This window comes from Confluentibacter sediminis (assembly GCF_003258355.1).
GTDB classification, from domain to species: Bacteria; Bacteroidota; Bacteroidia; order Flavobacteriales; family Flavobacteriaceae; genus Confluentibacter; species Confluentibacter sediminis.
In genome coordinates this window covers 24,154-46,200 of record NZ_QKPO01000004.1, presented here as the reverse complement: position 1 = coordinate 46,200, position 22,047 = coordinate 24,154, and the positions used below count along the sequence as shown (strand labels likewise).

Below are 22,047 nucleotides of genomic sequence, written 5' to 3'. Positions count from 1 at the left end.
TATATTTGACTATCAACTAACAAAATTTATGAGAAAACAGATACTCATTGTATTTTTATGTGCCCTTTTTTCCAGCATTATTCACGCACAACAACCTAAAAAACCTTCAACAGCCGACATTTATCAATCTATACAAAAACTAAATTTTTTAGGATCTGTTTTATATGTCGCAGCACATCCAGATGATGAAAACACATCGCTCATTTCCTATATGTCCAATCATGAAAAAGCTCGAACTGGTTATTTAGCCATGACACGAGGTGATGGCGGACAAAACCTTATTGGACCAGAGATTAGAGATTTATTGGGCGTTATAAGAACTCAAGAATTATTGGCTGCCAGGCGTATCGATGGTGGTGAACAGTTTTTTACAAGAGCTAACGATTTTGGTTTTTCAAAAGAACCAGACGAGACTTTAGCTATTTGGAATAAAGATGATGTATTAAGTGATGTGGTTTTAACCATTAGAAAATTTAGACCAGATATCATCATTAACCGTTTTGACCATAGAACTCCAGGCACCACCCACGGACACCACACCAGTTCTGCAATGTTAAGTTTTGAAGCTTTCGATTTAGCAAATGATACATCTTCTTATCCAGAATTACTTAAAATTGCTGATGTTTGGCAACCAAAACGCTTATTTTACAATACAAGTCCGTGGGCGTATTCCAGTCCAGAAGCTTTTGAAAAAGCCGATAAAACCAATTTAATAACTTTTGATGTTGGTGCATACTATCCGCTGAAAGGCTTATCCAATAACGAAGTATCTTCATTAGCGAGTAGTCAACACTTAAGCCAAGGATTTGGCAGGCTAACCAATAGAGGTTCACAAAACGAATATATTGAGTTTTTAAAAGGCGATACTTTAGCAAATAACCAAGATATTTTTGCGGGAATAGACACCTCTTGGAATCGTGTAAAAGGCGGAAAAGCCATCGGCGATATTCTACATAAAGTTGAAAAGGAATTCAATTTCACAAATCCATCGGTACATCTTACGGATTTAATGAAAGCTTACCAATTACTTCAAAACATTGAAGATGAGCATTGGAAAACTATAAAAACAAAAGAATTAAAATCAATTATAGAGGCTTGTGCAGGATTGTATTTAGAAGCCTCAGCTGAAACGAATTCAAGCACCCCAAACAGCCATATCCATATCAATATTGAAGCAATAAATAGAAGCAACGCTGCTATCGAACTGGTAAGCATTTCACAAACTGATGGAAAAACAGTTTCAAAAAATACAACACTAAAACCAAACGTTAGAGAAAATTTCAAAACGGACTATAGCATTTCAAAAGATGAAACCTATACTTCACCTTATTGGTTAAAAGAAAAAGGTACACTAGGTATGTACCAGGTGGATGATAAAAATTTAATAGGTTTACCAGAAACACCACGGCACGTCTCTGTCGATTTCAATTTAAAAATAAACAACTTGCCCATTCGCATTACCAAACCTGTTATTTATCGATATGGCAAGCCAGATAAAGGCGAATTGTATCGTCCATTTGAAATTGTTCCTGAAGCATCGGCAAAAATCCATGAAAAAGTTATCATTTTTGAGAATGACAAACAAAAAAATGTGGAAATCATTGTAAAAGCTGGAAAAGATAATTTAACGGGGTTTGTTGAAATCAATCATCCAAAAGATTGGAGTGTGTCTCCTGAAAAACAAAATATTTCTATTGCCCACAAAGACGAAGAACAAACATTGATTTTTACTATCATTCCACCAAAAAATCAAAGTGAAGGTTACATCCATCCTATCGTTCATGTTAATGATAATATATATACTAAAGAACTTATAGAAATTGATTACGACCATATCCCATTCCAAACGGTTTTAGAACCAAGTGAAAGTAAAATTGTACGATTAGACATTAAAAAGAAAGGGGATAATATCGCTTATATAGCTGGTGCGGGCGATGTCGTTCCAGAAAGTTTAAAACAAATTGGCTATAATGTATTAACAATCAATCCTGAAGATATTAATGCCGACATGTTAAGTCGGTTTGATGCTGTTGTAATTGGGGTTAGAGCTTATAATACGGTTGATGAATTGAAATTCAAACAACAATTATTATTCGATTTTGTGGAAAAAGGTGGCAATATGATTGTTCAATACAATACCAATTCTAGATTAAAAGTTGATAAATTGGCACCTTATGAGTTAAAATTATCTAGAGATCGGGTTACAGATGAAAATGCAGAGGTTCGTTTTTTAAATCCTGAAAACCCCTTATTAAATTATCCAAATAAAATAACCCAACAAGATTTTGAAGGCTGGACACAAGAGCGTGGTTTATATTTCCCTAGTGAATGGTCAAAAGAATTTACACCAATCTTATCTATGCATGACAAAAATGAAGCCCCTTTAGATGGTAGCTTATTAGTTGCCAAATATGGAAAAGGCTATTATATTTATACGGGATTAAGCTTTTTTAGAGAATTCCCCGAAGGTGTTTCCGGAGCGTATCGATTATTTGCTAACATGCTATCTATTGGTAAAGAAGATTTAAAACTAAAAGAAAATCTAAAACAATAAAACGGATGAAACATTATAAATGGAATAAGATGTATACCTTGGTTTTAGTAGCCAATGCTGTTTATATCATCTTATTTTATTTTTTAACAAAATCCATTTAAAACAATGCAAAAACTCTACTGGATAGATTGGATTGTTTTATTAGTCACCTTATTGGGTATTGTGGCTTACGGTACCTGGCAAACACGGGGAAGCAAAAATGTACAAGATTATTTAAAAGGCGGGAAAACGTCTAAATGGTGGACCATTGGTTTATCAGTCATGGCGACACAAGCCAGTGCTATTACATTTCTTTCTACCCCAGGTCAAGCTTTTAATGACGGGATGGGGTTTGTGCAATTCTATTTTGGATTACCCATAGCCATGATTGTTATTTGCATGGTTTTTATTCCTTTATATCACCGCTTAAATGTTTATACAGCTTACGAGTTTTTAGAAAATAGATTCGATTTAAAAACCAGAACGCTGACTGCTATTTTGTTTTTAATTCAACGTGGATTGGCTGCAGGGATTACCATTTTTGCTCCGGCCATTATTTTGTCCGTTGTACTAGGTTGGAATCTCATGCTTCTTAATATCATCATTGGAATTTTGGTTATAATCTATACGGTTTCCGGTGGTACTAAAGCTGTTAACGTGACTCAAAAGCATCAAATGGTCATCATCTTTTCAGGAATGTTGGTTGCTTTCTTTATCATAATCAGCAAATTGCCGCAAGATATTACATTTAACAAAGCACTGGAAATTGCCAGTGCCAGTGGAAAAATGAATATTTTAGATTTTTCATTTGATTTTAATAACCGTTATACTTTTTGGAGTGGTATTATTGGTGGTACATTTTTAATGTTATCGTATTTTGGAACGGACCAAAGTCAAGTGCAACGTTATTTATCTGGAAAATCTGTTAAAGAAATGCAATTGGGCCTCCTATTTAATGGTCTGCTAAAAGTCCCGATGCAATTTTTTATTCTTTTGGTCGGTATCATGGTATTTGTATTTTATCAGTTCAATCAAGCACCTATCAATTTTAATCCCAATGCCACGGAATTTGTATTACATTCTGAGTTTGCTAACGATTATAAATCGCTTCAGCAAGAAAGTGACGTCATTTTCAATAATAAACAAAAGCATATAACCTCTTATATAAATTCTGAAAATCCTGATTCTGAAAAATATATTGCATCAACAAATAATGCGAATGATGATGTTCGAAAAAAAGCGAAGTCATTGATTGCCAAAGCGGCTGAAAAACAAAATATTAAAATAGAAAATAATGATGTTGATTATGTATTCATTTATTTCATTTTAAATAATTTACCTAGGGGACTTATTGGGCTTTTACTAGCCGTTATTTTGAGTGCAGCCATGTCTAGCACCTCTAGCGAATTAAATGCTTTGGGCTCTACTACCACCATGGATTTATACAAGCGAAACACAGGCGAAAAAACCGAGGAAGAGATGGTAAAAGCCTCTAAGTGGTTTACATTTGCTTGGGGCATTTTAGCTATTTGCGTTGCTTGTATTGCCAATCTTGCCGAAAATTTAATACAGTTAGTTAACATTATTGGCTCCATATTTTATGGCAATGTGTTAGGCATCTTTTTATTGGCATTTTTCTTTAAATTTGTAAAAGGAAAAGCCGTATTTATAGCGGCATTAATCACGCAAATCATAGTCATTTCACTTTATTTTTTAGATTTATACGAATTTATTAATCTTCCTTTTTTGTGGTTAAATTTTGTGGGATGTGCTATAGTTATTACTATTGCAATGATATTACAACTAACTCATAAAAATGACAGAACAATCACAACTTAAAAAAATTAAATGGGGCATTATTGGCTTAGGAGGTATTGCAAATAAATTTGCTAACGACCTTTTAACCATTCAAGATGCCGAACTATATGCTGTAGCTTCAAGAACACAAGAAAAAGCAGATGAATTTGCTGAAAAATACGGGGCATCTAAAGCCTATGCATCTTATGAAGATTTGGCAAACGACCCTGATATTGATGCCGTTTATATAGCAACACCTCATGCCTTACATAAAGAAAATGCCCTGATGTGTTTAGAAAATGGCATCGCTGTTTTAGGTGAAAAACCTTTTGCGATGAATGCGCAAGATGTTGACATCATGATCGCAAAAGCAAAAGAGAAAAATGTACTTTTAATGGAAGCCCTTTGGACCTATTTCTTGCCTCACTATCAATACGCCTTAACAGCTTTAAAAAATAAAACCTTTGGTCATATTTTAAAAATTGAAAGTGATTTTGGTTTTAAAAGACCTTATAACACAAATGAAAGACTTTTTAATAAAGACGTTGGAGGTGGCAGTCTCTTAGATATTGGCATCTACCCTATTTTTGTGAGTTTATCAACATTAGGCATGCCTAATCATATAGATGCCAATGCTACTTTTTTTGAAAATGGAACAGATGCTTCTTGCGATATGACTTTCGATTACAACAACCTTGTAAAAGCTTATTTAAAAAGTTCCCTAAAAGAAATATTACCAACCGAAGCTATTTTTTATTGCGAAAAAGGGACCATCAAAATTAATAGAGAATTTCATTGCCCGAGTACGGTGACTTTAATTTCAGATGGCAGAGAAGAAACCATTGATTTCGGATATGATAACCATATTTTCGGTTATAAATACGAAACCATTCATTTCAATAAATTGCTTCAAGAAGGGAAAAAAGAAAGCGATATTATGACTTTTGATTTCAGTAGAAACCTTATCAAACTACTTGATGATGTTAGGGAAATCATTGGCCTAAATTATTAAGAATTAAAAAGCCTAACAAAATAAGTCTGTTAGGCTTTTTAATTTATATGAACAACTCTAAAAATTTTAAAAATCTAAATTACATGGCTCCCCACTCTTTTAAAGAGTCTTTATTCATTTTTACATAATCACCATTACCAGCAGTTTCAGCAGCAGCTAACGATTTTTTAGCAATAGCTATAGCTCCTTTTTTATCGCCTGCTTTAGCATAAATTAAAGATTGTTGTCTCAACTGATAATATGGCACTTTATCACCAGCCATGTTTATAGCTTTATCCATCCAAGTTTTAGCTTGTTCAATATCTTTATTTTCTTGTAAATAATAAACCGCTGCATTATAATAATCATTAGCAGTAGGTGTCGCATTCATAACATCATTGATACTAGCTAACACCATATCATCTGTTGGCACTTCAATTTTAACACCAACATAGACTTTTTCCCAAAGTATACCCAAAGTAGCACTTCCACTAGTTAAATCATCAAATGTCATAGTAAACGTTTCAACATCCATAGGCATTGGATATATTTCTGAAGTTACTTTTGCAGCAACTTTTGAATCGTCCCATTTAGATGGATTCCCCCAATTTGTTGTATCTGTATAAAATATAATATCCCAAGCTTTAGCATTTGGTATGGCATAAACCGCATAAGATCCTGATTTTAGTTTAGTACCACCAATGGTTACATCGGTACTAAAAGTAATCTTTGTATTCTCATTGGCTCCTAAACGCCAAACTTGACCATAAGGTACTAAATCACCAAAAATGGTTCTTCCTTTCATACTTGGTCTACTGTACTCCAAAGTCACATCTGTTAATCCAACTTTTTGTTCAATTTTAGAGTGCGGGCTTGGTTGTGGTGTTACAATTTGTGCATTAACCATATACACCGTAGTCATGGTTAGCAATAATACTAATAGTTTTTTCATCGTTTTTTTTTAGATTTTTAATGGTTTTAAAATTAAACATTCTTAAATTCTAATTTGTTAACAAAACCTTAAATTAAGGTATTGTATATTTACCCAAATTCCTGAAATGAAAAAATATTACGCTGAAATAATAGGCACCTTTGCTATGGTGTTTTGTGGCTGTGGTGCAATGACTATCAATGAAATAACCAATGGCGGCGTATCTCATGTTGGTATTGCTATTACTTGGGGACTAATTGTGATGTCTATGATTCTTGCTTTTGGTGAAATTTCTGGAGCCCATTTTAATCCTGCGGTCACCATTGGATTTGCTTTCGCAAAAAAATTTGATTGGAAAGAAGTCCCAAAATACATGTTAGCTCAAGCCATAGGTGCCATTTTCGCTAGTTTTATGCTTTGGTTTTTATTTCCTGAAAGTCAGTTTTTAGGTGAAACCACACCTGCTATAGGTTTTGAATCATACAAAGCCGCTATTTTAGAATGCATCATGACTTTTTTTTTAATGTTAGTGATTCTAAACGTATCTTCTGGCAGCAAAGAAATAGGAGTATTGGCAGCCTTTGCGGTTGGCGGTGTTATTTTATTAGAAGCTATGTTTGCTGGCCCCATGACTAAAGCCTCTATGAACCCCATTCGTTCTATAGCTCCTGCCCTTTTTACCTGGCATTTCCAATATTTATGGCTTTATATTATAACTCCTACTGTAGGTGCCATTCTGGGTGTTTATAGTTATAGATTATTAAAAAATTAGGTCTTGTTTTTTTTAATTGTTTCATAATACCTTCCATCATTTCAATTTGGACTTTTGAATATTAAGCAACTATCCTTTTCATACCATATTCTAATTTTCGCTTCCGATTTTTAATTCACCTATTTTCAACTGCTGTCAAAAGCAGTAATATTATCTACTAACCATTGGTCAAAAAGTGAATATTTTTGTCGATAAGGCATCTTGATTAAAGGATTTCAAAACATCTTTTTGCAAATCATCTCATTCCCTACTTCCCTAACCAAATAACTCGCAATATAATTTTGTCTGTATTGATTTAATTCTGATATAGACAAAATATCCCTTTGCATCAAAATCCGGATAATTTATTTTATCAAATTTAAAATAGACTTTCTAATACTTTCCTTGAAACCTTTTCATTTTCAAAAATTTATTTCTTTAAAATACTGTTAACAAATGCTTTCATAGTTCCTTTTTTAACACTTACTTTGGCGATTATTTTCATTCTTATAATTATTCAATCTATATCATAATATGAACAACAAGGTAGCAACATTTATATTGTTATTTTTTTCTTTTATTGCTCTATCGCAAACAAGATATATTGATCCTATATTCGAGACCGTTACAAGTAAAACTTACAATTATTCAGTTAAAGGAAAAGATACATTGAAATTGGATGTTTACGAACCTGAAAACGATTCATTAGTCGAAAAAAGGGCGCTATTTGTTATTGTACATGGTGGCGGTTTCAATTCTGGAAAAAGAAACGACCTATCTTTAATTAATTTAGCTGAAAATGTGTCAAAAAAAGGATATGTAGTTACTTCTATTGACTACAGACTATTAGGTAAAGGCGATTATTTTGGCTGTAATTTATCTGCTAACAAAAAAATAAAAATATACCAGAATGCGGCTGACGATTTACTAAGTGCCTTACAATATTTGGTTAATTATAAAGACAATTTTAGAATTGATGATTCAAAAATTGTTCTATTAGGGGTAAGTGCTGGTGCCGAAACAGCTTTAAATGTCGTGTACAATAGAGAATTGGTCATTAAAAATTCAGATAGATATGCCGATATTAAACCTGCTGCTGTTATCGCTGTTTCTGGAGCTATATTAAATGCCGATTTAATAAATAAAAACACAGTACCAAGTGTCTTTTATCACGGTGTTAATGATAAAGTTGTCCCTTATGGAAAAGGGGCGCACCATAATTGCGATTTAAAAAGTAAAGGTTTTTTAATTATTGATGGCTCAAAACGAATCGCCGAAAAATTAGAAAGTCTCAATTCTAGCTTTATACTTTACAGTTATCTAAAACAGGAACATAACGATTTCGACATTCCTAATGATGATATTAAGGAAGCCTTTGTTTTTGTTAAAGATATCGTATTCGAGAAAAAATTCTACCAAGCTAAAATTACTCAGTAATACAAATTAAAGGGTTTTTATTGTTTTCTATTTTTTAACCAAGTATCCAAAGGTTCTAAAAAAGAATTTACAAAAACCACTAAAACAGTACATATTAAAGTCTCTATAAGATAACCCGTTGCGGCCATACAACCAATAGCGGCACTACACCAAATGGTAGCTGCCGTAGTTAATCCGTGTACACTAGTCCCTTCTCTAAAAATAACGCCTGCTCCTAAAAAACCTACTCCAGTTACTACCTGAGCTATAATTCTGGTGACATCAATAGTTGGTTCAGCTACGGCCATTTTAATAGAAAGCAAAACAAATATGGCACTCCCCGTAGACACCAACATATTTGTTTTTAAACCTGCCGATTTGTGATGCCATTGACGTTCAAAACCTATAATTAAACCTGCTGCTAAAGCAATTCCTAAACGAACTATAAAATCCTTTAAACACATCTTGCCTTTTTATTTAAAAATATTAAAATTAATAATCAGCATCAAATACCCACAATTTTACACAATATATTTTCCGACTTAAAAAAGGAATTAAACTTATACAAATGCTAATATTTACTTAATATATCCATAAAAACAAAGAAAATATCGTGTAATTTATTATATTGTTACATTGTGGCAAAATGCCATTTTTATATCAAAATAAATAATATTTTAGACAAGAGCATATGGAAATTGTTAGTAAAGCACTAGAATTTGAACAACGCAAGCAAGTATTTAAAACAACTAGTGAGCGTATAGAAGCATCAAGAGAAGTAAAAGAACTTATTTTAGATTTGAATTCAGTTTATAAAACCGAAAAAGATCCAAAATTAATGGATCTCATGAAACGCCTTACAGCTATAAAACAAAAAATTGAAAAGCGTCTGAAAGGACGTCCATAAACAAATAAATCAAAGAATCATAAAATGGTTGAAGAGATTATAGAATGCCTTCCTCTTAAAAAAATCTTAAATTCTAATAAAGTTACATAAATGGCAGTATTTTTACTATGAGAAAAGGCTGCATCTATCTCTGGTAACGTGTTACAAATAGATTGTGGACTGTTATCATTTAAAATCTAATCCTATGAAAAAAATACTCTTATTAAGTTTAATTCTATTGGTCTCCACAAAATCTATGGCCCAATCAAAATCACAATCTATTTATGATATTAAATTAACAGCTTTAGATGGAAGTCCTATCGACCTAGCTGCTTTTAAAGGGAAACACATTTTGTTCGTTAATGTAGCTTCTAAATGTGGTTTTACACCGCAATATGCCCAATTGCAAGAGCTATATAATAAATACAAAAGCGATCTTATGGTAATTGGTGCCCCTTCTAATCAATTTGCGAATCAAGAGCCAGGAACGGCTAAAGACATAAAAGAATTTTGTACAGCTAATTATGGCGTTACTTTTTTAATGACCGAAAAATTAGATGTCAAAGGCGACAATCAACATCCATTATACCAATGGTTAACAAAAGCATCTAAAAATGGTAAAGTCGATTCTGAAGTGAAATGGAATTTTCAAAAATATTTAGTGGATGGTAAAGGTAATTTAGTAGATTATTATTTATCTGCCGTAACTCCTATGGATGCTAAAATAACTAAAAACCTATTGTGAAAATTCTAAAACCCTTATCTGTATTTTTAATCATCAATTTTAGTGCTTTAGGACTAGGCATTTTGTTGATGAACAATGGGCCTTTAACAACCTGGTACACCAATTTAAACCAAGCACCTTGGACACCACCAAACTGGGTTTTCGGGACTGCTTGGTCGTTTATAATGGTTTGTTTTTCGGTATATATGGCTTATTTGTATACGGCATTACCAACCAGTAAAGTAAAAACATTGTTCACCATTCAGTTTGTACTTAATGTATCTTGGAATTTTATATTCTTTAATCAACATTTAATAAGTTTCGGACTTTTGGTTATTGTATTACTCACCATAGTAATTGCCCTCTTTTTATTCACTTACATACATACATTAAAGTTAATAAGCATTTTAATACTTCCCTATTTTATTTGGCTGTGCATTGCGACGTCTCTTAACGCCTATATTCTTTTTAATAATTAATTAATGAAAGTCTATACGCTTCATAAAAAACAGAAGTTACCCATTTCAAGAGCGCAGGCTTGGGCCTTTCTATCAGATCCAAAAAATCTAAAAACCATAACACCAGATTATATGGGTTTTGATATTTTATCTGGGGCAGACAGACCCATGTTTGCGGGGCAAATTATTCAATATATTGTGACGCCTATTTGGGGCATTAAAACCAAATGGGTCACAGAAATCACTCATGTTGTTAATGACGACTATTTCGTTGACGAACAACGTTTTGGACCTTATGCCTTGTGGCATCACAAACATTTTATTAAAGAGATTGATGGTGGTATTGAAATGGAAGACCTTATCGATTATAAAGTGCCTTTTGGAATTTTAGGGCAACTCGTCCATCCTATTTTAGTGAAACCCAAATTAGAAGAAATTTTTAATTACCGAACCATTAAACTAGAAGAACTGTTTGGTAAATTTTAAATTATGAAAGCACCTATCAGCATTTTTTGGTTTAGGCGTGATTTACGTCTAGATGATAACAAAGGTTTTTATGAAGCTTTAAAACACCAAGAAAACGTACTCCCTATTTTTATTTTTGATAAACACATTCTTGAGGTACTACCAGAAGATGATGCACGTGTTAGGTTTATTTTTGAAACCCTTCAGAACATGCGAGACACTCTTAAAAATAAATATGAAAGTAATCTTGCTATGTATCATGGGAATCCTATTGATGTTTACAAGCAATTAATAGCTGATTATAACATTAAAGCGGTTTATACCAATCATGATTACGAACCGTACGCCATTAAGCGTGATGCGGATATTAAATACTTATTAGAAAAACACAACATCGCTTTTAAAAGCTTTAAAGACCAAGTTATTTTTGAAAAAAGTGAGATTGTAAAAAGTGATGGGAGTCCGTATGTGGTATATACACCATACATGAAATTATGGAAATCTACTTTTAAAACCATTACATTAGAGCATTACAATCCTTTAGAATATTCAAAAAACTTACTTAAGAATACCGAATTGCCCAATGTTTCCTTAAACAAAATGGGCTTTAAAACAGCCTCACAAACCATCGCAGCTTATAAAGTACCCCCAAGTTTAATTCAACATTACGAAGCCACCAGAAATTTCCCTGCACAAGATTCCACTTCCAAACTAGGAGCACATTTACGATTCGGAACGGTGAGCATTCGAAAGATAATTCAAAAAGCTGTTTCAGAAAAAAATGAAATCTTTTGGCAAGAACTTATTTGGCGCGAATTTTTCATGCAGATTCTTTGGCATTTCCCACAAACGGCAACACAAAGTTTTAAACCGCAATACGACCGCATTGTTTGGCGTAATAACGAAACAGAATTTAAAGCATGGTGCGATGGTAAAACGGGGTATCCCTTGGTGGATGCCGGAATGCGGCAACTGAACCAGACTGGATTCATGCATAACCGAGTACGTATGTTAGTTGCTAGTTTTTTGTGCAAACATTTATTGATAGACTGGCGTTGGGGCGAAGCCTATTTCGCTGAAAAATTACATGATTATGATATGGCTAGCAATGTGGGCAATTGGCAATGGGTTGCCGGTTGTGGCGTAGATGCTGCTCCGTATTTCAGAATTTTTAATCCAACGACACAAATAGAAAAGTTCGATACAGATTTAAAATACATCCATACTTGGGTACCCAACTTTCAAGAACTCACCTATCCACAACCTATAGTAGACCATGCTTTTGCTAGAGAGCGTTGTCTTAAAGTCTACAAAGAAGCCTTAGCTTAATTAACAAACACCTCATCCCGTTAAAATATAACATACTGATTTTATGTTAGTTACAATTTAAAATAATATCAAATTCACAAAAATCATTTTTTTTAAAAGTTAAAATCATAATTAGTTATGTAATAATTAGCTTTTATTCTATTTTAGATTACATATTATATTATTTGAGTTAACATCTATGGATTTATACATAACAGTAGGCATTATTGTCATCGGAATATTTTTATTTATTCGAGACTATTTTAGTATTGACACGACTTCCATCCTCATAATGACATTGTTCATAGTTTCTGGAGTGTTGAATCCTGAAGAAGGTTTTTCAGGATTTAATCATCCAGCTACACTTACCTTAGGCTGTATGTTTGTGGTGAGTGCCGCTGTTTTTAAATCCGGATTAATAGATGGTCTTAGTGCCAAAATTGTAAAAATTGCTAAAATCCATTATGTCATTGCTTTAATTGCTTTTTGTCTTATTTCGGCAACATTCTCCGCTTTTGTAAATGATTCTGCTATTGTTGCCATATTAATTCCTCTCGCATTATCTGTATGCAGAGATACTGGTATTGCTCCTTCAAAATTGCTTATTCCTATTTCGTTTGCGGCTCTTTTTGGAGGCACTTGTACACTTATCGGGACTTCTACAAACATATTGGTAAGCAGTATTGCTGCAAAAAGCGGACTGGAACCTTTTGGGATGTTTGAATTTTCATTACCCGCCTTGTGTTTATTGGGTATAGGCATGCTATACCTGTTTATAATAGCGCCTTTTATTCTTCCTAAAACAAAAACCAATGAGGCTAACAAATTTGCCAGTGTGGAAAAATATACTGCCGAAATTCGTATTGAAAAAGGTAATAAAGACATTGATAAGCCTATTTACAAATCCTATTTATCCAATGAGCTAAACGTAACTATAATGGCGATTTATCGTAATGGAAGTAATCTCACTGTTTTTGACAGAGAATCCATTTTAAAAGAAGGTGACCAAATAAAAATCATTATAAGTCCGAGTAAGTTAAGTGAATTAAAATCGAAAGAGTATTTTAAGATCGTTGGTAAAAAAGATAAAGAAAACGAAGAGAACACAGGTAAAATACTTTACGAAACCATGGTACCTGTTGGTTCCATATTAGCTGGTACTTCCCTTAGAAAAATGCAATTTCGAAATCTTTATAATTGCTCTGTTCTGGCCATACGCCATAGAAACGAAGTGATTCAGGAAAATATTTCAGATGTTATTATTAAAGCAGGTGATATGCTTTTAATTTATGGCACCAAAGAAGAATTGGAACAACTTTTGCGATATGAAATTGTCATTTTACTTTCAGAATACATGGAATCTAAAGTAAATTATAAAAAAGCCATCCCCGCTTTAATTATAGCGATTGGGGTGGTAACTGCAGCTGCATTTAACTTAACCAGTATTTTAATAAGTAGTATGGTAGGTGCTTTACTTCTGGTAACCACATCTATCCTCAAACCGAAAGAAGCCTATGACGCTATTGAGTGGAAAGTTATTTTCATGATGGCTGGAGTACTTTCCATGGGAACAGCTTTAGAAAAAACCGGTGGCTCTGAGATTATATCCGAGTTTGTTTTTAATAATATGGGGCATTTAGACCCTCGTATTACTTTAAGTTTAATATTTTTGATTACATTTATTTCAACAAACATACTTTCAAGCAAGGCTACAGCAGCTTTAATGGTTCCCATTGTTATTAGTTTAGCAGCAGCCATGCAGATAAGTGAAAAACCGTTTCTTATAGGTGTCATGTTTGCTTGTTCCCTAACGTTTATGACGCCTATGAGTTACCCTACAAACACTATGGTATACGCCCCTGGCAATTATAAATTTAGTGATTTTTTAAAGGTAGGAACTCCTTTAAATTTAATTATATGGATAGCAGCATCTTTTATCATACCGCTGTTTTTTCCTTTTTAAATGGTCAATATTATGGATCTTAAAAACATTTTCAATTTTTCAAATAGATTTCAAATTCAAGACGAAATAATTCTTCGTGATTATTTAGCCATGGAGAGAACTAAACTTGCTAATGAAAGAACCTTACTTTCCTATATTAGGTCATCTCTTTATTTACTACTTGGTGGCATTGCTATCATTCAATTAGAAGGATTCGAGAGGATTAAATTTTTAGGCTATGTATCATTAACCTTAACAGTCATCATCATTATTATAGGCGTTTACAGATTTCAAAAATTAAACAAACAATTAAAAACTTACTATAAACAAATTGAAGCTTTTAAGGAAAAAAGTGTTTAAGCTCTGAGTGATTTTGATTGATTGGTTAGGAGCCATTTGTATTGAAAAGCAGTACCCAATTCATTATTAAAATTATAAAGACCTGATATGTTATAGTTTCTATTTAAAAACATACTTTAGCTATTTACCAATTAAACTAAATTTAAATTATTATGAAAAAAATGAATTTGTGCTTTGTGCTTTTAATGGCAACAACACTCCGTTTTTTAAACCCATTACATACACAAGAAGCAAAACCCACTTCAAGAACAGTGGAAGATGGCGGCACTGGGCCATACAAGGCTTTAATGATTTCAGAAAGCAGCTTACCAACCCATACGGTATTTAGACCCAAAGACTTGAGTACTATTGGAAAAACCAACAAATTACCCATTATTGCTTGGGGAAATGGTGCTTGCGCCAACTCTCCTTGGGAACATATTAATTTTTTATCAGAAGTAGCCTCGTATGGCTTTTTAGTGATTGCTATTGGACCGATGCCACAAGAAGGCGAACAAGGCAGAGGGTCGTCTAAATCGTCTATGATGACCGATGCGATCGATTGGGCTATTGCTCAAAACAGTGATAAAAATAGTCCCTATTACAATAAAATCGACATCACAAAAATCGCAGTAAGTGGCATGTCTTGCGGTGGTTTACAAACTTTAGAAGTGGCTCCAGACCCACGCGTTACCACCGCTGTTATTTATAATAGTGGTATTTTGGGTGATCCAGGTGCCGGCATGGGTGGGATGCCAAATTTAGGAAAAGACCATCTTTTAAAGCTTCACACCCCTACGCTTTATGTTTTAGGTGGCGAAACAGATATTGCTTATAATAATGGTATGGACGATTATAAACGTATTAACCATGTCCCTGTATTTGTGGCTAATATGGATGTTGGTCATGGTGGCACTTATAGCAAACCACATGGTGGTGAATTTGCCAAAGTAGCTACGGCTTGGTACCAATTGCAATTAAAAGGTGATAAAGACGCTGGGAAAATGTTTACTGGAAATCCTCCAGGAATGTCAAAAATGGATATTTGGAGATTTGAAAAAAAACAAATGCCTTAATACTATAGCACTTCGTATTCATATGAAGTGACACACCTTATATCGAGATACTTATAACCAAAAAGTGTCTCGATTTTTTTTGTTATTTGTCACTTCGAGTAGTTTTCGAAGTATAAGAAAAGTGTATCGATAAATAGCAATTCTACCTACTATAGTCTATTAAAATTTAGCTCTTTAGGGTGAAATGAGATCATTCAAACTGATTATAATTTAAGGCATTTTTCTGGCTTAGGGTCTCAACTTGGAGTAGGTTTCTGGGAATTCTAACTGCTGGATTTTCAAACAATGCAAAAGATTTTTAAAACAGTTATTTTTATACTTGTTAGTACTAGTATCTTATTAATAACGTCATTTTTCAAGTGAATTCCTGCCTACGCAGGAATGACAAAAACCTTACTCCACCCGCTCAATATGAGCACCAATAGCACGTAAACGTTCATCTATGTTCTCGTAACCTCTATCTATTTGCTCGATGTTTTGTATGGTCGATGTGCCTTTTGCAGATAAGGCAGCAATTAATAACGATACCCCTGCACGAATATCTGGTGAGGTCATGGTCATCGCTTTTAAAGTGGATTTAAAATCATGTCCAATAACCGTCGCTCTGTGTGGGTCGCACAAAATAATTTTGGCTCCCATATCTATCAATTTATCCACAAAGAATAAACGGCTTTCAAACATTTTTTGATGAATGAGCACACTACCTCTAGCTTGTGTCGCTACTACCAAAATAATACTTAATAAATCGGGTGTAAAACCTGGCCAAGGCGCATCAGCAATGGTTAAAATAGATCCATCTATAAAACTTTGTATCTCGTAACCATCGTTATGCGCTGGAATGTGAATATCATCCCCTCGCCTTTCAACAGTAATGCCTAATTTTCTAAACACGGTTGGGATAATGCCTAAATCGTCCCAAGACACATTGGTAATGGTCAATTCACTTTTGGTCATAGCCGCCAAACCTATCCAGCTACCAATTTCAATCATATCTGGCAACATGGTGTGATGCGTACCACTTAATTTTTCAACACCATCTATAATCAACATATTAGAACCTACACCGCTAATTTGTGCACCCATGCGATTAAGCATTTTGCATAATTGCTGTAAATAAGGCTCGCAAGCCGCATTATAAATGGTTGTTCTGCCTTCAGCTAATACAGCAGCCATGACAATATTGGCGGTTCCTGTTACCGAAGCTTCTTCCAGAAGCATGTAGGCACCTTTCAATTTATCGGCTTCAACACCGTAAAATTGATCTTCTTTATTATATCTAAACTTAGCACCTAAATTAATAAGACCTTCAAAATGCGTATCTAAACGGCGGCGACCGATTTTATCACCTCCTGGTTTAGGAATGTATCCTTTCCCAAAACGCGCTAACATAGGCCCCACAATCATGATGGAACCCCGCAACCCACGACCATCTACTTTAAATTCCTCGGATTCTAAAAATTTTAAGTTAACATCATCCGCTTGAAAAGTGTAAGTCCCTTTGCTTATTTTTTCAATTTTAACGCCTAACTTTTTTAGTAAGCTTATAAGTTTATTAACATCTACAATATCTGGAATGTTGTGAATGGTCACTAAATCTGGAGTTAAAAGTACGGCACATAATATTTGTAAGGCTTCGTTTTTTGCTCCTTGAGGCTGAATACTTCCTTTTAATTGGTGACCTCCTTCAATTTTAAATGTTCCCATAAGTGTTGGTTAGTAACGTTTTCTAGGGCGATTGTTTGAATTACTTTTTCTTTGGTGTCCGTTCTTTTTATTATTGTTATTGGAGAATTTAGTTTTGCTACGCATTAAACTGGTTGCATCGGACAAATCTTCGTCTGAATTTTTTAAGTTAATCTTACCATCAGACAACTCATATAAATGCTGATAAATAACATCATCTTCCACCGTGTCTTTATTCCAATTTAAAAAACACTTTTTCATATGGTTAGCAATGGTAAAAATCAAGGCTTCTTTGAGGTCACCTTCTTCCCAAGTGTTCGCCACATCTATCATGGTTTTAATATTGTTTCCGTAAAAACGATATTTTGGGAAATTTTGTGGATATTTTAAAGGATTAGGACGTTCTTCCAACAATTCTCTGGATGGTTTCGGGTAGGGACAATCCACATCCAATTCAAAATTGGCCATAATAAAAAGTTGATCCCAAAGTTTATGCTGAAAATCTGGTACATCACGCAAATGAGGTTGCATATTTCCCATAACAGCAATGATAGATTTTGCTAATTTATTTCGTTCTTCTTGTGTATCACGGGTTTTAGCGTAATTAATCATTTTCTGCATATGGCGACCATATTCTGGAATAATTAGATGTTCACGCTCTGTATTGTATTCTAAATCGTCTATTGTCAAAATAAGTGTGTAGAGTTAAATGTTTCTGCATGTAGTTGTTATGCGTGCGCAAAATACAAAAAAAAATTAAAGGCTTATCACACCGTCTACTTTTTCTGTAACTTCGAGATACTTTTCTATAACAGCATCGGGATCTTTCATTAAAAGATTAATGGAAATACTGGTATAATTCCCATTTTTAGAACCCGTAGTATTAATAACGGCACCCATATTATCAAAAATAGCTTCCAAAATAGCTATTTTATGCACATCGGTTTTTATTATGAATTTATACAAATATTCAGAAGGCCACGTAGTGGTTTCCTGTAACTGCGTTTTTAATTTTTCGTAAAACTCATCCGAATTTGGAGGTGTACTCATAAATGTGATTGTATGGTACAAATATACGGTTTCATTTTAATTTATGAAGGTCTCTATAAGATTTGAGATAATTTTAACTCTAAATTGGTAGTCTTCATTTAAATTCCGATTTTTACAGCTAAAATCTTTCCCATTTGAATACGAAAAGAATTGTGATTACCGGCGGCCCTGGAACTGGAAAATCTTCCATAATAAATGACTTGATACAACGAGGTTTTACCTGTCTTGAAGAAATTTCCAGGGATATTATATTGGAAGCCCAAAAACAAGGCATAGACCAATTGTTTTTAACCGATCCTTTATTATTTAGCGAACAACTTTTGGAGGGACGAAAACAACAATACACAGAGGCTTCTCTTTTAAATACCGAACCTGTTTTTTTTGACAGAGGTGTTCCCGACGTGGTGGCTTATATGGATTTTAAAGGAGAAGGTTATCCGCAACACTTTATGGATGCTTGCCGGGATTGTCAATATGATTATGTGTTTATTTTAAAACCTTGGCAAGATATTTATACCAGCGACAATGAACGTTATGAAGATTTCGGACAAGCTATGCAAATCCATGAACATCTGTTAAATACGTATCAAAAATACGATTACAAATTGCTGGATGTGCCATTTGAAACGGTCGAAAATAGAACCAATTACATTTTAAAAACTTTAAATCTTCTTTAGTGACGCATCCTGTAAACATATTAGAACGCTACTGGAAGTTTACAGAATTCAGACCTTTTCAAGAAGACGCTATTAATGCGGTTTTGAAAGGCGAAGACACCTTTGTTTTATTACCTACAGGTGGCGGAAAATCCTTGTGTTTTCAAGTACCCGCCTTAATTAAAGAGGGCATTTGTATTGTTATTTCACCTTTAATTGCTTTAATGAAAGAGCAAGTACAAACGCTTCAAGATAAAGGGATTAAAGCGATGGCCTTGACCAGTGGAATTTCATACGCCCAATTAGACACCCTTTTAGATAATTGCATTTACGGAAATTATAAATTTTTATACCTCTCGCCCGAACGTTTACAACAAGAATTGGTGCAAGAACGCATCAAACAGATGAATGTAAGCTTCATTGCTGTTGATGAAGCGCATTGTATTTCGCAATGGGGCAACGATTTTAGACCGGCCTATAAGAATATAGCAGTGTTAAGACAACTACAGCCCACCGCTAATATGATTGCTTTAACGGCTTCCGCAAAACCAGAAGTGGTTGACGATATTATTAAAGAACTTGATTTTATAAACCCAAAAGTTTTTAGGCAATCCTTTTCAAGGGCTAATTTGGCCTATATGGTGTTTCATGAAGAGGATAAATACTATCGCATTGAAACCATTTTAAAGAAATATAAAGCAGCTTCTATTATCTATGTAAGAAATCGAAAACTAACATTGGAGCTAAGTTCCTTTTTGGAATCTAAAGGTATTTTGGCAACCTATTATCATGGAGGACTTTCTAATGCCGAAAAAGATACACACATGAATTTGTGGTTAAACAACCAAAAACAAGTCATGGTGGCGACCAACGCCTTTGGTATGGGCATTGATAAACCCGACGTCAAAACAGTGATTCATTTAAATTTACCAGAAAGTATGGAAAGTTATTTTCAAGAAGCTGGTAGAGCTGGTAGAAATGGTGAGAAAGCTTTTGCTGTCATTTTAAAAAATAATGGTGACGAAGTGCTGATTAAAAGTCAGTTTTTAAATGTGTTACCAACAGTCGATTTTATAAAACAGGTGTATAGAAAACTGTGTAATTATTTTCAAATTTCCTATGGCGAAGGTGAATACCTTACCTTTGATTTTGATTTTAATACCTTTTGTAAAACTTATGATTTCAATAGTGTTTTGTGTTATAATTCGTTGTTGGTCTTAGATAGAACTAGCATCATTAGTTTATCCAAGCAGTTTAAAAACAATATATCGGTTCAGTTTATCATCGCTAATCATGTGCTTTTTAATTATTTAGAAACACATCAAAATCTAGCTCTTATTGTAAAATCGATGCTTCGTATTTATGGCGGTATTTTTGATCATGACACTAAAATAAACACATTGAGTATTGCTGAAAAAGCGTCTGTTACCGAACCTCAATTAATTTCGGCATTACTACAATTGGAAAAAGACGAGATTATTAAACTGAATTTGGCGAAGACCGACGCACAAATCACTTTTATTGAACCACGGGAAGATGATAAAACCATCAACAGGATCGCTTATATCATAGAACAACAAAACGAATTAAAACAAAGGCAAGTAAAAGCCATGCTGGATTATGTTGAAAATGATTCGGTCTGCAAAAGCATGCAACTCCTCGCCTATTTTGGAGAAAAAAACACAGAATCTTGTGGCATTTGCTCGGTTTGTATCAGTACAAAAAAGACAAATATCTCAAAAGATGCTAACGCTATAAGAAATAGCATTATCGAATTATTAGAAACGGGAGATTATTCATCTAGAGCCATAAGCACACGTTTAGGCCTTTCAGAAAAAGATATTAAAAACACCTTGCAAATGATGTTGGAACACGACATGATTGCAATCACTAAAACAAATACATATAAACTGAGTCATTTATGAGGAATTTAAGAATTGTGTTTATGGGAACACCCGATTTTGCGGTGGCAACATTAAAAGCATTGGTCGAAAACCATTATAATGTCGTGGGGGTTATTACGGCACCAGACAAACCTGCTGGTCGCGGACAAAAATTAAATGAAAGTGCCGTAAAACACTATGCAAATTCTCAAAACCTAACTATTTTACAACCAACTAATTTAAAAAATGATGCCTTTTTAGAAGACCTCAAATCATTAGAGGCGAATCTACAAATCGTGGTTGCTTTTAGAATGTTGCCAGAAGTCGTATGGAAAATGCCAGAATATGGCACCTTTAATTTACACGCTTCTTTATTGCCAAATTACCGAGGAGCTGCGCCTATTAATTGGGCGATTATAAATGGTGAAACAAAAACAGGTGTTTCTACCTTTTTTATTGATGATAAAATAGATACTGGCGACATGATTCTCCAAGAGGAAATCCTTATAAATCCCGAAGAGAATGCAGGTAGCTTGCATGATAAACTTATGAAACTGGGTAGCGAAGTGGTTCTAAAAACGGTAGCCTTAATTGAAAAAGGGCAACCAGAAACCATCCCACAGAAAGACAACACCCATATTAAAACAGCATATAAGCTAGATAAAGACAACTGCAAAATAAATTGGAACGATTCCTTAGATACCATATATAATCATATTCGCGGATTAAGTCCTTATCCTGCTGCTTGGTGTACCTTAATAAATGGCAGTGACTCATTAGACGTCAAAATTTACAAAGTCGAAAAGGAGGTTGATTATCATTCCAAAGAGATAGGTCGCATAGTTTCAACCAAAAACGAACTAAAAGTGGCGGTCACTAAGGGATATATTATTATTAAAGATATAAAACTGCCAGGAAAGCGTACTATGGATATTAAATCACTTTTAAATGGTTATAAATTTGACGCAGATGCCAACATGCGCTAAACCCCCATTTTCATTGACTTTTTCAAATAATCGATGAAATGCCCTACTTTTATTAACAAATGAATTAAGTTATCAACAATAATATGGATTTCGCTTGTTATTACTTGCATGATTGCATAATCCGTATAAATTTGTAATAGGATTTAACAAAAACGTTTAACCTTTTAATTAA

21 protein-coding genes are annotated in these 22,047 nt (G+C 33.9%); 16 read left to right on the top strand and 5 right to left on the bottom strand.

Translation table 11 applies throughout. From position 1 onward, the window contains the following. The first annotated feature begins 28 nt into the window (after positions 1-28). From DKT72_RS03715 to DKT72_RS03705, 3 genes are all read left to right on the top strand, one after another. The gene (locus DKT72_RS03715; RefSeq protein WP_111307388.1) at positions 29-2,554 is read left to right on the top strand and encodes a PIG-L family deacetylase; all 2,526 of its coding nucleotides are present in this window, start codon (positions 29-31) and stop codon (positions 2,552-2,554) included. Positions 2,555-2,659: 105 nt separating this feature from the next. Next, the gene (locus DKT72_RS03710; RefSeq protein WP_111307387.1) at positions 2,660-4,372 is read left to right on the top strand and encodes a sodium:solute symporter family protein; all 1,713 of its coding nucleotides are present in this window, start codon (positions 2,660-2,662) and stop codon (positions 4,370-4,372) included. Then, the gene (locus tag DKT72_RS03705) at positions 4,350-5,342 is read left to right on the top strand and encodes a Gfo/Idh/MocA family protein (RefSeq protein WP_111307386.1); all 993 of its coding nucleotides are present in this window, start codon (positions 4,350-4,352) and stop codon (positions 5,340-5,342) included. Before DKT72_RS03710 ends, DKT72_RS03705 begins: the two co-directional genes overlap by 23 nt. 79 nt (positions 5,343-5,421) lie before the next feature. Here the strand turns inward: DKT72_RS03705 and DKT72_RS03700 are convergent, their stop codons facing one another. Beyond that, positions 5,422-6,273 carry a DUF2911 domain-containing protein gene (locus DKT72_RS03700; RefSeq protein WP_111307385.1) on the bottom strand — a complete coding sequence of 284 codons (852 nt, stop codon included), beginning with the start codon at positions 6,271-6,273 and terminating at the stop codon, positions 5,422-5,424. Positions 6,274-6,379: 106 nt separating this feature from the next. On the opposite strand from DKT72_RS03700, the gene DKT72_RS03695 reads away from it, so the two are divergent. Next, positions 6,380-7,024, top strand: coding sequence for an MIP/aquaporin family protein (locus tag DKT72_RS03695; protein WP_220628076.1), 645 nt, complete (start codon positions 6,380-6,382; stop codon positions 7,022-7,024). Positions 7,025-7,537: 513 nt separating this feature from the next. Then, on the top strand, positions 7,538-8,440 hold the full coding sequence (locus DKT72_RS03690) for an alpha/beta hydrolase (RefSeq protein WP_111307383.1): 903 nt from the start codon (positions 7,538-7,540) through the stop codon (positions 8,438-8,440). Between the two features lie 17 nt (positions 8,441-8,457). Here DKT72_RS03690 and DKT72_RS03685 read toward each other — a convergent pair whose 3' ends face one another. After that, positions 8,458-8,883: an MgtC/SapB family protein gene (locus tag DKT72_RS03685; protein WP_111307382.1), complete on the bottom strand. Its 426-nt coding sequence runs from the start codon at positions 8,881-8,883 to the stop codon at positions 8,458-8,460. A gap of 227 nt (positions 8,884-9,110) precedes the next feature. Here DKT72_RS03685 and DKT72_RS03680 point away from each other — a divergent pair, with 227 nt between their 5' ends. From DKT72_RS03680 to DKT72_RS03645, 8 genes are all read left to right on the top strand, one after another. Beyond that, complete coding sequence (locus DKT72_RS03680; RefSeq protein ID WP_111307381.1) at positions 9,111-9,326, top strand: hypothetical protein; 216 nt, start codon at positions 9,111-9,113, stop codon at positions 9,324-9,326. 184 nt (positions 9,327-9,510) lie between these two features. Further along, positions 9,511-10,050: a glutathione peroxidase gene (locus DKT72_RS03675; RefSeq protein WP_111307380.1), complete on the top strand. Its 540-nt coding sequence runs from the start codon at positions 9,511-9,513 to the stop codon at positions 10,048-10,050. Beyond that, complete coding sequence (locus DKT72_RS03670) at positions 10,047-10,508, top strand: TspO/MBR family protein (RefSeq protein WP_111307379.1); 462 nt, start codon at positions 10,047-10,049, stop codon at positions 10,506-10,508. The genes DKT72_RS03675 and DKT72_RS03670 overlap by 4 nt, the downstream gene beginning before the upstream one ends. 3 nt (positions 10,509-10,511) lie before the next feature. Then, positions 10,512-10,973, top strand: coding sequence for an SRPBCC family protein (locus DKT72_RS03665; protein ID WP_111307378.1), 462 nt, complete (start codon positions 10,512-10,514; stop codon positions 10,971-10,973). Between the two features lie 3 nt (positions 10,974-10,976). After that, complete coding sequence (locus DKT72_RS03660; protein WP_111307377.1) at positions 10,977-12,281, top strand: cryptochrome/photolyase family protein; 1,305 nt, start codon at positions 10,977-10,979, stop codon at positions 12,279-12,281. Positions 12,282-12,459: 178 nt separating this feature from the next. Then, positions 12,460-14,223: an SLC13 family permease gene (locus DKT72_RS03655; protein WP_111307376.1), complete on the top strand. Its 1,764-nt coding sequence runs from the start codon at positions 12,460-12,462 to the stop codon at positions 14,221-14,223. Between the two features lie 12 nt (positions 14,224-14,235). After that, positions 14,236-14,562, top strand: a complete 327-nt coding sequence (locus tag DKT72_RS03650; protein WP_111307607.1) for a DUF202 domain-containing protein — start codon at positions 14,236-14,238, stop codon at positions 14,560-14,562. Between the two features lie 152 nt (positions 14,563-14,714). After that, positions 14,715-15,617 carry a poly(ethylene terephthalate) hydrolase family protein gene (locus DKT72_RS03645; RefSeq protein ID WP_111307375.1) on the top strand — a complete coding sequence of 301 codons (903 nt, stop codon included), beginning with the start codon at positions 14,715-14,717 and terminating at the stop codon, positions 15,615-15,617. 393 nt (positions 15,618-16,010) lie between these two features. Here DKT72_RS03645 and murA read toward each other — a convergent pair whose 3' ends face one another. The 3 genes from murA to DKT72_RS03630 all read right to left on the bottom strand — a co-directional run bounded on the left by murA (position 16,011) and on the right by DKT72_RS03630 (position 18,350). Beyond that, a complete protein-coding gene (gene murA, locus DKT72_RS03640) occupies positions 16,011-17,321 on the bottom strand; it encodes a UDP-N-acetylglucosamine 1-carboxyvinyltransferase (protein WP_111307374.1) in 1,311 nt (436 codons plus the stop codon). Positions 17,322-17,330: 9 nt separating this feature from the next. Further along, positions 17,331-17,990 carry a DUF4290 domain-containing protein gene (locus DKT72_RS03635; RefSeq protein WP_111307373.1) on the bottom strand — a complete coding sequence of 220 codons (660 nt, stop codon included), beginning with the start codon at positions 17,988-17,990 and terminating at the stop codon, positions 17,331-17,333. Positions 17,991-18,056: 66 nt separating this feature from the next. Continuing rightward, positions 18,057-18,350 carry a DUF493 domain-containing protein gene (locus DKT72_RS03630; protein ID WP_111307372.1) on the bottom strand — a complete coding sequence of 98 codons (294 nt, stop codon included), beginning with the start codon at positions 18,348-18,350 and terminating at the stop codon, positions 18,057-18,059. 134 nt (positions 18,351-18,484) lie between these two features. Between DKT72_RS03630 and DKT72_RS03625 the strand changes: the two genes are divergently transcribed. Genes DKT72_RS03625 through fmt form a run of 3 tightly spaced genes read left to right on the top strand, consistent with a single transcriptional unit; the run spans position 18,485 to position 21,875 of the window. After that, a complete protein-coding gene (locus DKT72_RS03625; RefSeq protein ID WP_111307371.1) occupies positions 18,485-19,027 on the top strand; it encodes an AAA family ATPase in 543 nt (180 codons plus the stop codon). Beyond that, entirely contained in the window at positions 19,027-20,931 is a 1,905-nt protein-coding gene (locus DKT72_RS03620) for a RecQ family ATP-dependent DNA helicase (protein ID WP_111307370.1), read from the top strand. The genes DKT72_RS03625 and DKT72_RS03620 overlap by 1 nt, the downstream gene beginning before the upstream one ends. After that, complete coding sequence (gene fmt / locus DKT72_RS03615; protein ID WP_220628075.1) at positions 20,928-21,875, top strand: methionyl-tRNA formyltransferase; 948 nt, start codon at positions 20,928-20,930, stop codon at positions 21,873-21,875. Before DKT72_RS03620 ends, fmt begins: the two co-directional genes overlap by 4 nt. Positions 21,876-22,047: the final 172 nt, after the last annotated feature.